The sequence below is a fragment of the Labilibaculum antarcticum genome (assembly GCF_002356295.1).
In the GTDB taxonomy this organism is placed as follows: domain Bacteria; phylum Bacteroidota; class Bacteroidia; order Bacteroidales; family Marinifilaceae; genus Labilibaculum; species Labilibaculum antarcticum.
The window spans coordinates 655,789-669,550 of record NZ_AP018042.1 but is presented as its reverse complement, the minus strand read 5'-3'; the positions used below and the strand labels follow the sequence as shown (position 1 = coordinate 669,550).

Genomic DNA, 13,762 nt, shown 5'->3' with positions numbered 1-13,762 from the left:
CTTCCCTAACTTTACATCGACTAATTGCTAACTATTGAAAACGTCGAAGACTTGTACCATTTGTAAATAAGTTTGGGCTATTTATAGTACTGTTAGATTCCTGGTAATCAGTATTTCAGTAATTTTGCTCTGTCTATTTCATCTTCAATTCGATTGTATATTCCATTCCCCGCATAACAATAAAACTCAGCAATATTTTACTAATAATTCTTTGGCGCAAATAAAAAAGATTCCTACATTTCAATCCGAATAAGCATAAATACTTACACAGTACATCTCGATTGGGAGGAATAGCAAAAATATTATTGTTGAAAACAAATTGTAGCGTATTTTTTCTGTTTAGCGTGATTGGACTCATTTAAAACGAGTGTTATTGTGAAGTGGAAAATAAGATTGTTTACATGAATAAATTGACAAGTAATGGATGTTCCCTGTAATCTTTGTAATCTAAGTAAATTGATAGTTCTGAAAATGAAAATTTGGATGTTTCTCATTTTGATAGTAAGTGCTGCATCTTGTCAAATTACAGAAAAAAAATATGCTTTTGTAGAGGGTGAAAATATCTACTCACCACAAGGTGAACTATTGCACCTTAAAGGCGTTAATTTGGGAAATTGGTTACTGCCGGAAGGCTATATGTTTAAATTACAGGATTGTAACTCGCCACGCAAAATAGACCAAGCCATACGTGAATTGATTGGCAATAGTGCAACCACAGCCTTTTGGGATGCCTTTCTTGAGAATTATATCTCTGAAGCCGATATAAAGTGGTTGTCAGAAAACGGTGTAAATACCATACGCTTGCCATTTGATTATCGCTTATTGACTCATGATGATTTTTTGGGAAGAGATATGCATGGTTATAAATACCTGGACAAAGCTATTGATTGGTGTGAGAAATACGATATTTATGTATTACTTGATATGCATGGTGCTCCAGGCGGACAAACAGGTGATAATATAGATAATAGTGATGGCTATCCTTGGTTAATGGTAGATGAAGGTATGAAACAACAAACCTGTGATATTTGGCAAGACTTAGCAAAAAGGTATGTAAATAATACTACTGTTATAGGATATAACTTATTGAACGAACCTATTCCTCATTTTTTTGATAATGACAGTCTAAAACCCTATTTAGAGCCCCTGTATAAAAGGATTACGAAAGCAATAAGGGAGGTAGATGAACATCATATTGTATTTTTAGGAGGCGCTGTATGGGAGACCGATTTTTCAGTTTTCTCTGAGCCCTTTGATGATAAGTTAGCCTATACATTTCATAAATATTGGATGCCGCCGGTACAAAAGGAAATACAGCAATTTATTGACTTTAGAGATAAATATAATGTGCCAATATTGATGGGCGAAAGTGGTGAGAATGAAGATGAATGGGTTAAAGACTTTCGAGAATTATTGGATCTGAATAAGATTCATTGGACATTTTGGCCATACAAGAAAATGGATAATACACGGGGTCCAATGAACTTTAATAAACCTGGTGCTTATGACAATTTTATACGTTATGCAGAGAGCGATAGACGCACATTTAGTAAAGTTAGAGCACTGAAAGATAGTCTTGAAGGAATTAAACCCGAAGAGGTAAAGGAATTGTTAAATCAATTTGTAGAGAATAGCAAGTTTGAAAATTGTTATCCAAATAAGGGCTTTTGCGATGCATTAGGATTGAATTAATTAAGGCACCACAACAATTTATAAAACGAATAGCAGAGGTAGAGGTAATTTTGATATTCTCTTAGCCCGTTTTAATTTTATGGTAATTTGAGAGGTATTTGTCATGCTCCCGAACTTTCCGGTCGGCCATTATTTCTATACTAACTGTTAAAACCCCATAGCCGAAACTCTCAGCTTGGACTTTTTTCATCCCCTTGAGTGTTTTGTTTCCCCAATTTTATGTAGACGAATTGCTACATTCGGTTAGTGTTTTAGCTAGCTCTTCTTATTTTATTAGGGATTAAATCTTTTGCTAAATGATGTTTGTTTTGTAGATTCAGGAACGAAATATAATAAGTGTTCATTACTCCGATAATTGGCTCGATAAGTACACTTTTAACTTGTGTTTTATGCGGCCAGAGTCACGTTAAATAATAAATTGATGAGAAAATTTACTAGATTAATTTTGAGCATTGTATTACTAACTTTTCTGGCACTCTATACGCAGATTTTTAGTTTTTTAAACGAATCCAATTTCTGGCTTAGTTCCATCGTTATTTCAGTAAAGTATATTTTAATACTCGCCTGTTCTTCCTGGATATTGATTGAAATTGTTAGAATTCTAAAGCATCGCCTTCTTAAAAGATTTGACATCAGTTACGAAGACAATCTTAAATCAAGGAAACTGCACACCCAGATAAATCTACTGGAAAAAGTAATTGTTTTTGTTATTATCCTCATTACGATAGGCTTAATTCTGATTTCTATCGAGAGCATAAAGGAAATTGGAATTGGAATTTTTGCATCAGCAGGAGTTGTAGGAATTATTTTGGGCTTATCTGCTCAAAAAATTGTTGGAGCAGTATTGGCGGGTATTCAGATCGCAATTACACAGCCATTTAGAATAGATGATGCTGTTGTTGTTGAAAATGAATGGGGTTGGATCGAAGAGATTAACCTAACCTATATTGTTGTGAGAATATGGGATAAAAGGCGTTTGGTTTTGCCAACCTCGTATTTCTTAGAAAAACCTTTTCAGAATTGGACAAGAACAACTGCCGATATTCTTGGAACCGTTTTTATTTATACCGATTATACAATATCTGTTGAAGCCCTTAGAGAAGAGTTAGCTCGTTTACTAAAAGACTGTGAATTGTGGGATAAAAAGGTAAACGTAATTCAGGTTACCGATTCGAAGGAAAATTACATGGAACTTAGAATTCTGGTTAGTGCTAAAAACTCACCAACGGCTTGGGACTTGAGAGTATTCATCCGAGAGAAAATGATTGAATTTATTCAAAAGAATTATCCGGAAAGTTTACCAAAAACAAGAGTAAACATTGAGAATAAAGAATGCCCAAAAATACAATAATGTATAAGATAATTGCCGCAATAATAGTTGCTCTGAGAGGTTTTATACCCCAAGTTTACATCTGATAATTACTAAATTATTGATACTGCAGAATCTGTTAACCATTAGAATCAGAGCGCATAAAGGACTTCTGAAAACTAATAATTGGGACAAGTGTTTAACAAGTTCTTCTTGTGTTATTACCAATTAAACTTGTTTAAAATAAAACAGAAATAAAGTGTTAAACTTCATTTCTGTTTTATCTAAATCCAAAGAAAAAATTATTTCTTTTTCTTTAGATCGTCAAACTTTGTGTTGGTTTTTTCAACTTGATAAGACGGAATGTGCTTGTCATGTTTGTGTTTTTTTGGCTTTTTGTTTCCTGCTGCTCCCATATTAGATCTCCTTTTTAATTAAACAATGTAAATTAATATTGAGTTATGTTCGGTTATATATTATAGCTGGACTGCTCGGTTTATTATCCTACAAAAAACGATCCATACTGCGAAATGTGGCACAAAGTCATGTAAAGGTGCCAGAATAACAATGTAATGTTACTATTCTTTGAGGCCTTGTTTTTTGTGATATTTATTTATCAAAAAAAAATAAATTTTCCCTGTATTGTGTAAAAAGAAAAAAATATCCATGGGGTTTAAATAGTTATGTATTACCTATGCGCGGCTTAAAGCACAGGTATTCAATACTTGCAATCTCATCCGATTTGGAAGTATTGAAAAGTTTCTGTTTCAAATCAGGAATTGATATCCCGGAAGTCTGCAATCCCATTAAAATGAACATGGATTTTAAAATACTTCACTAAAGCAAACCGGCTAATTGCTAAATTCTGGAAAAGTAGAAGATTTGTCAGCGTTTTAAAAAGTTCTTTTTGTCTTATTACTCATTAAATCTTTTGTTAATAAATTATTGTTTCGTAGATTCGGGGGGGGGACGTAATATTTGTACCTGACTGGCCTATACGGCTAGCTGTATACATTGACATTACTCTAAGAGGTGTATAAGTGTATGTTTTAAGATGAATAAAAGAAATATAAATACCTATTCATAACCATTGAAGCAAATGGAAGAATACACTGTAAAAAAATGAAGTAACAGTAGGAGTTAGCCGAAAATCCATAATTATAGGCATAATTAAAGCATGAAAAATGCACAAAGGAGAAAAAAATGAACAAAGAAGAATTCAAAGCAAAAGCAAATCAAACGATTGATGAAGTTTCGGCCAAAATCAATGAATTTAAGGCAAAAAAAGAGTCGACAAAAGATGATGTTAAATCTAAATACGAGGAGACCCTTAAAGATTTAGAAACAAAGAAGGCTGATCTTAAAGCAAAATACTCCGAGCTGGAAAATGCAACGGATGACAAATGGGAAGACGTGAAAAATGCTTTTTCATCGGCAGCAGATTCATTTAAAGAAGGATTTTCAAAAATTGCATCCTTGTTTTAATAAAGAAGATTTGAAGTACTATTGCTTCTAACTACTTTTTTGTAAATTAAGCTTAGATTCCGTTAAAACCCCACAGCCTAAACTCTCAGTTTGGGCTTTTTTTATCTTAGCGATTTACCACTGACAGGATTCTTCCATTGGTACTCTCAAGACAGGTTTTAACCTCCTAAGCGGTTTGCTTCCCCAATTTTATGTAGCTGAATTGCTACATTTGGTTAGTGTTTTGGCAAGTTCTTCTTATTTTATTACGGATTAAATCTTTTGTTAAACGATGTTTGTTTCGTCCATTCACAATTTAAATTCAATTAGTGTTCATTCTTACAATTATCATACTAATGTTGCAAAAAAAGGTCCAAGAAAATTTAAAACAGAGTGCTTGATATAGAACAGTGATGAAAAGACGAATTCAAAATAAAAGTTGAAAAAGAAACTTCTCGAATAATTAACCTGATGACATCACAGAACATATAATTATCTGAATAATTACCGTACAAAATATAAAGATATTTTGTAATTTTAAGTATAGGTCTTCTTTTTAACAAATTAATAATCAATACTATGAAAGCAATAAGATGTGTTTTTATTTTTATAATATTTTTAACGATAGGATGTGTAAATAAAACACCGCAGCAACAGCAGGAAAAGGAATCTTTGCCAACTCATAAAGGAGAAATAAACATAAAAGGAGCTTATGCGCTGATGCCCCTTGTACAACGGTGGATTACTGAATATCAGAAAATTCATCCCTTGGTTTTATTTAATTTATCTCCTGTTGGTTCTGGAGAAGTACTTTCTGAAATTTATTCAGATAAAACCGATTTGTTGATGATTTCGTCAGAACTACCTGACAAGTTAGAGTCAGCGGTTTGGATACTGCCAGTAGCCAAACTCTCAGTTGTTATGATAGTCAATAAAAAAAATCCGTATTGGTCTCAAATTTTGGAAGCGGGGATTAAAAAAGACGATATGTCAAAATTGTTTACCGGTGAAATAACTTCTTGGGGTAATCTTTTTGGAGAGCCGGGAAAACAACCAGTATCCGTTTATTTTCGTTCTGACCAAGCAGGTGCTACAGATATATTATCAAAATTTTTATGGCTGGATGACCAAAAGATGAGTGGAACTGGTATTCTCGGGGAAAATCAGTTAATAGAAGCCATCAAAGGCGATTCTCTTGCAATTGGTTACTGCAATTTTATTTACTCTTTTGATCCTGAATCAAAAGAGTTTCGGGATGACATCGGAATCATCCCATTAGATCTGAATCAAAATGGAAGTCTTGATATGAAAGAGAATTTTTACGAAAACTTTACAGAATTGCAACGAGCAATGTGGTTAGGTAAATATCCTTGCATATTGAACAGACCTCTACAATTTGTAGCATCACAAAAACCTTCAACGAAAGAATTATATGATTTTTTAAAATGGACTATAATTGACGGGCAGAAAATAGTTCCTGAAATGGGATATATGGAACTTCGGTCAAGTGAAATACAACGCTGTCTTTCATATATTGAAAATTAACATAAACGAAAGATCTCGTTAGCCCATTTTCGATCTGAAAAAAGAAATAAAGCACGACCATTCAACAAAAGCGATGAAGGTAAGTGTGTTGATAATAAAGATGTGAGGCACAGGTATTCACCATTTAGGTTTGGTGGCGAATAGTTTCGTGACCGCCTGCTTTGGATATTCTAAACTTTAAGCCCCCACAGCCTAAACTCTCAGTTTGGGCTGTTTTTATCTTACCGATTTACCCATGACAGGATTCTTTCATTAATACTAACAAGACGGTTTTTAACCTCTTGAGCAGTTTGTAAGGGCAAGCAATCAATTTGGATAAGGCGTTCAAGTGCTAATTCAGAATTGGAATCATACATGTCCTTGAAATCTTTTTCTTCATGTTTTTATTTTCATGTGGATTCGCTTTATGGGATAGGTATAGTAGAACAAAAGACAAGACCGTAATGCTTGATCTGAAGAGCATATATTTTTGCTATGCAAAAGTTAAGAATAGCTAAATAGAATCAAGAAGCTCATAATTTACTAACTGAGTCCGTATATTAAGTTTTTAATTATCGCATTTACTGCTATTCCTGTCGGTTATTTTGTATAAACTAATTCAGACAAATAATATTACCAGGTTTCTATTTGGGTTAAAGCCAAAGGCCGGAGAGAAAAGGCAAAAAGCAATTGGTAAACTAGAACCGGCCATCATACAAAATCACAATAACCGGAATAAATAGGTAAGCCCAACAATGCATTGTAAAATGCTAGGCTGACAGAGTAGTTTACGATAAGTTTGTTTGATCAGTAAGCACCACCAAATCTACAATTTGACGATCAAGTTTAAAACATTAAATTTACGTATAAATGTAGATTTGGCTCAGTGCAAACAGGATAGGTAAGAGTTTCAAAATCCCTTGCATTTCATATGCGAGCCCTTGGGCGTCATATAACCATATAATATGAGAACGAACTTAAGAGAATGGCTTATTATAATATTGTCGTTTATTCTTGTCCTATACATGTATGCCATTTTCTCGTACTTTGGAGTAGAGGATTTCATACAAGAGGGAGTCTTAAAAGAATATTTTGACACTAATATTTGGCACCTTGAGGTAATATTTTCAGGAATCTTACTTGGAATTCTTTTTATTCTCGTTAACCAATTGACGGAAAAACAGATCTTCAGAAGAAAAAGTTTTGGTTTTAATATTTTATTGAAAAGTGCTTTGTACCTGATTGGGCTAATTATCGTGTGTTTGCTGATTTTCGAATTGTTTTTATTTTTTGAATTAGTCCCTCAAGAGCAGATGGAGAAATTTCAAGCTTTACTATCCGCTAAGTTTTATATATCCGGCGTGCTCTATTACGCATCGTTTATCCTGATATTGAATTTTATCCTTTACATCAATCAGAAACTTGGTCCTGGTTTGCTTATCGATCTATTAACAGGTAAATACTATCATCCCCGAAATGAAGAATTAATCTTTCTCTTTGTGGATCTTAAAAACTCAACAAGTCTGGCCGAAAAATTAGGACATATTGAATACAGTAAATTTATAAAAGAGTGTGTTCATGAATTAACTCCGGTTATTCAGAAATTTAATGCGAGGGTCTATCAATATGCTGGCGATGAGGTAATTCTATTCTGGAGCAAGAAAGAAGGGTTTCGCGAACTTAATTGCCTGAACGCATTTTTTGAATTCAGCGATATACTTAACCGGCAAAAAGAATATTTTAAGTCAAAATATGGCGAAATACCTATCTTCAAAGCCGGTATGGATGTAGGGATTGTAACTGCAACTGAAATCGGAGATATAAAACGTGAAATCGCATATCATGGCGACGTATTAAATACAGCTGCCCGTTTAGAGAAAAAGTGCAATGAGTTTAATGAGAAGTTGATTATAACACAGAATGTGATCGATCAAATTCAATCTGCCAATGGCTATAATTTTAAATTACTTAGTGACTTGCCCTTACGTGGTAAAACTGAAAATATTAAATTCTATTCCGTTAAATCATAGTTCAACGGTAAAACAGGCATTTATTCAAGCCGTAGTGGTTTTGTAAAGGCAAACAATCAATTTGGATAAGGCGTTCAAGTGCTAATTCAGAATTGGAATCATACATGTCCTTGAAATCTTTTTCTTCATGTTTTTATTTTCATGTGGATTCGCTTTATGGGATAGGTATAGTAGAATAAAAGGTAAGACCGTTATGCTTGATATGAAGAGCAGATATTTTTTTCTATGCAAATGTTAAGAATAGCTAAATAGCTTCAAGAAGTTCATAATTTACTTGCAGAGTCATTATTTATCAGAAAATCTCTACTATTTTTGTACTGATTCATTTTATAAAATGAATCTATGGAATAATCAAGGGGACAAAAAGTGATCTGTGTTATCCTTTTTTAAAATCATAGAAGAATAATAAAAGAAATTAAGCTTGAGGAGGAAAAACAATGAAATACAAATTAGAACATGCCTGTATCAGAGTAATGGATTTAGACAAATCAGTAGATTTTTATAAAAAAGCATTGTCTTTGGAGGAAGTAAAGAGACTGGATTATCCTGATTATAAGTTCACTCTCGTGTACCTTAGTGATGAAAATAAAAATTTTGAAATAGAGATTACCCATAATTATGATACCGAAAAACCCTATGAGATAGGAAATGGATTTAGTCACTTTGCATTGACCGTTAGTGATTTGGAAGGATCTCGTGAATTTCATAAAAATATGGGGATCGAAACAACAGACCTTAAAGGCTTGCCAGGTGAAAAACCTAAATACTATTTCATTACGGATCCTGATGGATATAAGATTGAGATTATAAGAAGCTAAGAGATCTAAATTAGACGTATTGCCATCGTTTTAGTGTTTTGTTGAGGGACTCACTCAAAGTTAGGCTCTCAGTGCATGCAATAAATCGGTACCATCACCACAAGTGAGAGCGGCAATACTTTTCTTTTATGCAGATTAATCGTCAAAACCCAACAGGCCAAGCTCCCAGTTTGGCCTTTTTTTATGGTACCCATTAAACCGCTGTCAGGCTTTGTAAGCACTGACAGGGTAATTCCAATAACACCCTCAAGGCGGTTTTTATCCCCTTGAGCGGTTTACCTCCCTAAGTTTGCATCGACTAATTTCTAAACCTGAATGCCGATATATAATTTGTTAGCTATTAGTAGCGAAGTGTAAAAATGTCCCGTATGAGTTTCATATGAGCTCATCAAGCAAAAAAATGTCTCATATGTGTTTCAGATGAGACCACCAAGTAAAAGAAAGTTCCGCATGAGTTTCATATGAGTCCACCAAGTAAAAGGAAGTCGCGTATGAGTTTCAGATGAGGCCACCAAGTAAAAGAAAGTCTCGCATGAGTTTCAGATGAGTCCACCAAGTAAAAGAAAGTCTCGCATGAGTTTCATATGAGTCCACCAAGTAAAAGGAAGTCGCGTATGAGTTACAGATGAGCCCACCAATCAGGAAGTTGTCTTATATGCGTGGCGATTTGAGCTCACCAAGCAAAAAAAAGTCTCATATGCGTGGTGATTTTAGTCATCCAAGTAAAAAGTTATCTTCATCTGGTGAAGGTTTGTATCTTAAATCCGCAGGTAAATTTCTCCATTTATAATGATGTTGGTATATCAGGTATTTTTTGTATTTTAAATCATGCTATTAATGATCACATAAACTATGTACAGCAAATACACATCCAAATTACTAAGCTCTCTTCATCCCGTTGAGAGCATGATATCTACTTTACAGGAAACGATCGGTTCGATTGAAAAAAGCAAGGATATCTCTGATGATTTATCCGGCTACCGAAAGAGTAGTGAGGAATTTAAAAAATATATTCACGATAATTTTCATGAGATAAATAAGTTTGATGTTTCTGAATTTTTCGATCAGTTTGCAGAGATTAGGGAATATATTTCTGGTTTTGAGGAGCAGGTTGATGAGGTTCAGGATAAGGATCGGTTTTATGCTTTGCCTTCGGATGGAATAGTCTTGAAAACAAGAAAGTTGGGGAAATTGTTCTTCCTTAAAATCAATTGGGGATTGCTGAGTGTCAGGAATTTATTTCGGAAATTAATTAAAAAGGAAGCAATACCTAAAAATTTCTGGAAGCATAAAATTCATCGTCAACAGTTGGCTGAATTGATCTATTTTGTGCATTTGTTAGAAGATGCGAATCCTATTGTTGAGGATGTTCTATCATTTCGACAGAATATTTTTCAATCGATAAAGGAAATCGATAAACAAATAGAAGCTAACCTGCTTGTAAATAGCAAATGGATTGAAAATGATTTTACTCAACAGTTAACAGAACTAAGCCAGCAGATAGGAGCCAAAAAGATTGAAATTGAATTGCATTTTAAAGAGATGAAAGAGGCTCTGGATTTATTGTATGCCGAATTGCATGCAAAAGCAGGTACTTTAGAGTTTCCTTCCAGTAAGATTCAATCGCGAAAGTTGACTAAAAGAGCAAGTAAGATTTTAAAGAATCAGCAGCAATTATTTGCCAATTACAGCAGCCGGGCATTTGCTTTGTTTGAGCATTGGCGACTTGTTTACGAAGTTCGATTTTCGAATTTAGCCATTACCAATATCTTTAATCAATCAGAAGTTAAGATTAAAAGCATTCTCGATGAGGTTTTGCTCGCATCGGATGCTTTTTTTGTGAGTAATCTGGAGAAAGCGTCTGAAAAAATTGAGAACGAGAGCGACCTGCAAGATGTTCAGGATAATTTGCTGTCGAAACAATTACTTGCTGAGCGAATTCCCAATTACATTGAGAAGTTAATGGAAACGGATTTTTCGCTGCATTTTGATCTTTTGACATCAAACTGCATCAAAGAAATTGAATCAATACCATCGAGTTATTTACTTCCCTCCCGAAAAGGCTGGAATAAAAATTCAAGAGTCCCTAAGCTTCGGGAAACAAATGTGATGGATATTGTGAGTGGTTGTTTAAATGAATCGATTGAGAATCCGCTTTTTATTCAGAAGGAGGCTTTAATAAATGGCATGCAGAAGACTTTATCCAATACAAGTGAATTGTCTGGAATCGTGGAGTATGCCTTGGAATATTACAATGCCGAGGATCTTGAGGGGGGAATCAATCAGCTTTCGGAATTTGGGGAAGGTATTGAGCGGGCTGTTCAGAAAGCAAAAGAAAACAGGCAATACAATGTAGAGCTGTCAAGAGAGGTAATAGACCAAATCAACAAGATAAATAGCAGCTTTATAGCAGAGATTAGCTCTGCTATCTTACCAGATAATTTAGATCAGAAGCAGACGGAGATGATTCGGAAAAAAAGAATCCGAAATGCTAAAAATCTTCTGATTAACGGCTTGTCTTTTTTAAAAGATGTTTTGAGTAGATCTCAGGCGCGAATTCTTGATTTGAATAAGCAGGCCCGATTAAAATATACGGCATATCGTAAAGTTTTGGGCTTATCCGAAAAAAAGGAAACCATTGGCAGTGAATTATCCAATTACTTGTCGGAAACAGAAATAGCAATTGCACGTTTGCCCTTAATGTACCAACGCTTATTTAAAATTGCGCCCATAGCAAATGCAAAATTTCGAATTGAGAGACCTAAGGTTATTCAACAACTTGAAATTGCTTATAGCAACTGGACAAATGCAAAGTTTGCACCGACTTGTTTGGTGGGAGAAAATGGCAGTGGAATTACTTCGGTAGTGAATGTTTTTGAAGATAAATTTGGGCATCAATATCCTTTTTACAGATTCAGTTTGGATCGTAAAATTAGCAGTGAAGAAGATTTTATTCTGTTTTTGAAAACTGTTTTCAAAGATTTAAAATTTGAATCGATTGACGAATTGATAGAAAAAATTCAAGAGCTGAAGGGGCGTAGAATAATTGTTATTGAGAATGTTCATCAATTATTTCTTCGGAAACGTCATGGTTTTAAAAATCTATCGCAGTTTTTCAGGTTGATATCACAAACCAATTCGCGTATTTATTGGTTGAGTACCTGTTTGCTTTACACATTCAAGTACCTTGATTATACCTTAAAGATGAGTGATTATTTTGGATATGTTGTAAACCTGGATAGCTTGAATAAGGAGCAGCTAACCGAGATAATTATTAAACGGCATAAGTTTAGCGGCTTCAAACTTAACTTTTTACCCCCGACAGAATTTCATCCGAAACGATCTTATAAAAGAATGTCGGAGGCAGAGAAACAGACTTATTTGCACGAAGATTATTTTAACCGCTTGTACAAATTTGCTGAAAACAATCTTTCATTGGCCTTGTTGTTCTGGATGCGATCGGTGATAAGTGTCGAGGACAATAATTTCTATTTGCAGTACAAACATTTAGAGTATTCTTTTTTCAACACGCTAAGTCCTTCTCAAATAACCACTTTGCATGCCTTGGTTCTTCACGGAGGTCTTTTGCTGGAGGAGCATGCAGCTATTTTTGATTGGGAAAAGGAGGAAAGTTTTGCTCATTTAATGGTCTTTACCGACGATGGAATTTTAATTAAAAGGAATGAGGTTTATCTTATAAATCCATTGGTTTACAGGCAGATTGCGAATCACCTGGCTGTTTTGAACTACATACACTAAACACGTTTTAGAATAAAAATAATTACAAGATAAAATGAAAAAACTCATAAGTATACTGCTGTTTACTGGTAGCCTTTTTATTTGTACACAAACCTTACTATCGCAGAATCAGATTGCCAATTCCATTGCAAAGACTGAAGTGATAAAAGGCGATTCGGTTGTTTCCTCCACCGATGACGTAATTAAATCAATAGGTGAGAAATTAGATGCTCCGGATGTTTCAAATATCATTTCTTTTTCGAAGATCTTTTGGGCTTTGGTTTTTATCTTAATTGGATATTTTATAGTTCGTTTTTTAACCCGAACCATCGAGATTTGGTCTGAAAAAAGCCCGGACAGGAGGGTGAAAGGGAAGGCCATTGTGCCGGTAGTGAAAATTATTTGCTGGATGATAATTTCTTATATTATCGTGAAGGGAATATTTAATCCACCATTGGGATCCTTGATTGCTTTTGGTGCATCTGTGGGTGTTGCCGTAGGTTTTGCCGCTCAGGATATTTTAAAGAATATATTTGGTGGTTTTGTGATCATTATCGACCGTCCGTTTAAAATTGGTGATAAAATTGAAGTGGGAAGCACTTATGGTGAGGTTCTCGACATGTCCTTGCGATCGACCCGGGTGCAAACTGCTGATGATTCAATTGTTACTCTGCCCAACGGAGAACTGATGAACCAGTCTATTTCCAATTCTAATTCGGGCGAGACGAATTGTCAGGTGGTTGCCGAAATTTATTTGCCAATTACCATCGATACACATCAGGTACGAAAAATTGCCATTGAAGTAGCCAAGATTTCAAATTATGTGTATTTAGCAAAGCCGATCGCTGTTATTTTCGTGAATGATATCAAGTACGATAAGCTTTGCTACAAAATGCGGCTAAAAGCTTATGTGATGGACATTCGGTTTGAGTTTGCCTTCAAAAGTGAATTAACTGAAAATGTAATCAAAGAATTGTTGGATTGTGAGATTCTTAGCTCGGAGAATTCTATTTAATAGGAAGTGACAAGTACCAAGTAAAAAGGGACAAGTGACAAGTAACAAGTGCCAATTAAAAAGTAACAAGGAGCAAGGGACAAGTAACAAGTAAAGTAATAAGTAACAAGGGAGCAAGAGACAAGTAACAAGGGAACAAGGGACAAGTAACAAGTAAAGTAATAAGTAACAA

General features: G+C 34.5%; 9 protein-coding genes. 8 read left to right on the top strand and 1 reads right to left on the bottom strand.

What is annotated here, in order from left to right:
- The first annotated feature begins 471 nt into the window (after positions 1-471).
- Positions 472-1,692, top strand: coding sequence for a glycoside hydrolase family 5 protein (locus ALGA_RS02425; protein WP_162845371.1), 1,221 nt, complete (start codon positions 472-474; stop codon positions 1,690-1,692).
- Between the two features lie 61 nt (positions 1,693-1,753).
- Here ALGA_RS02425 and ALGA_RS23440 read toward each other — a convergent pair whose 3' ends face one another.
- On the bottom strand, positions 1,754-1,882 hold the full coding sequence (locus tag ALGA_RS23440; protein ID WP_262496444.1) for a hypothetical protein: 129 nt from the start codon (positions 1,880-1,882) through the stop codon (positions 1,754-1,756).
- A gap of 231 nt (positions 1,883-2,113) precedes the next feature.
- On the opposite strand from ALGA_RS23440, the gene ALGA_RS02420 reads away from it, so the two are divergent.
- The 7 genes from ALGA_RS02420 (at position 2,114) to ALGA_RS02385 (ending at position 13,590) form a co-directional block, all read left to right on the top strand.
- Positions 2,114-3,043 carry a mechanosensitive ion channel family protein gene (locus ALGA_RS02420; RefSeq protein WP_096427787.1) on the top strand — a complete coding sequence of 310 codons (930 nt, stop codon included), beginning with the start codon at positions 2,114-2,116 and terminating at the stop codon, positions 3,041-3,043.
- Between the two features lie 1,161 nt (positions 3,044-4,204).
- The gene (locus ALGA_RS02410) at positions 4,205-4,486 is read left to right on the top strand and encodes a sll1863 family stress response protein (protein WP_096427785.1); all 282 of its coding nucleotides are present in this window, start codon (positions 4,205-4,207) and stop codon (positions 4,484-4,486) included.
- Between the two features lie 558 nt (positions 4,487-5,044).
- The gene (locus ALGA_RS02405) at positions 5,045-6,010 is read left to right on the top strand and encodes a PstS family phosphate ABC transporter substrate-binding protein (RefSeq protein ID WP_096427784.1); all 966 of its coding nucleotides are present in this window, start codon (positions 5,045-5,047) and stop codon (positions 6,008-6,010) included.
- 944 nt (positions 6,011-6,954) lie between these two features.
- Complete coding sequence (locus ALGA_RS02400) at positions 6,955-8,019, top strand: adenylate/guanylate cyclase domain-containing protein (protein WP_096427783.1); 1,065 nt, start codon at positions 6,955-6,957, stop codon at positions 8,017-8,019.
- Between the two features lie 437 nt (positions 8,020-8,456).
- A complete protein-coding gene (gene gloA / locus ALGA_RS02395) occupies positions 8,457-8,837 on the top strand; it encodes a lactoylglutathione lyase (RefSeq protein ID WP_096427782.1) in 381 nt (126 codons plus the stop codon).
- A gap of 852 nt (positions 8,838-9,689) precedes the next feature.
- Complete coding sequence (locus ALGA_RS02390; protein WP_096427781.1) at positions 9,690-12,596, top strand: hypothetical protein; 2,907 nt, start codon at positions 9,690-9,692, stop codon at positions 12,594-12,596.
- 34 nt (positions 12,597-12,630) lie between these two features.
- The gene (locus tag ALGA_RS02385; protein WP_096427780.1) at positions 12,631-13,590 is read left to right on the top strand and encodes a mechanosensitive ion channel family protein; all 960 of its coding nucleotides are present in this window, start codon (positions 12,631-12,633) and stop codon (positions 13,588-13,590) included.
- Positions 13,591-13,762: the final 172 nt, after the last annotated feature.

What these genes read in the sequence shown, in the direction of transcription:
- ALGA_RS02425 (WP_162845371.1), top strand. Translation starts at nt 472, where the DNA reads ATGAAAATTTGGATGTTTCTCATTTTGATAGTAAGTGCTGCATCTTGT.
- ALGA_RS23440 (WP_262496444.1), bottom strand. Translation starts at nt 1,882, where the DNA reads ATGAAAAAAGTCCAAGCTGAGAGTTTCGGCTATGGGGTTTTAACAGTT.
- ALGA_RS02420 (WP_096427787.1), top strand. Translation starts at nt 2,114, where the DNA reads ATGAGAAAATTTACTAGATTAATTTTGAGCATTGTATTACTAACTTTT.
- ALGA_RS02410 (WP_096427785.1), top strand. Translation starts at nt 4,205, where the DNA reads ATGAACAAAGAAGAATTCAAAGCAAAAGCAAATCAAACGATTGATGAA.
- ALGA_RS02405 (WP_096427784.1), top strand. Translation starts at nt 5,045, where the DNA reads ATGAAAGCAATAAGATGTGTTTTTATTTTTATAATATTTTTAACGATA.
- ALGA_RS02400 (WP_096427783.1), top strand. Translation starts at nt 6,955, where the DNA reads ATGAGAACGAACTTAAGAGAATGGCTTATTATAATATTGTCGTTTATT.
- gloA (WP_096427782.1), top strand. Translation starts at nt 8,457, where the DNA reads ATGAAATACAAATTAGAACATGCCTGTATCAGAGTAATGGATTTAGAC.
- ALGA_RS02390 (WP_096427781.1), top strand. Translation starts at nt 9,690, where the DNA reads ATGTACAGCAAATACACATCCAAATTACTAAGCTCTCTTCATCCCGTT.
- ALGA_RS02385 (WP_096427780.1), top strand. Translation starts at nt 12,631, where the DNA reads ATGAAAAAACTCATAAGTATACTGCTGTTTACTGGTAGCCTTTTTATT.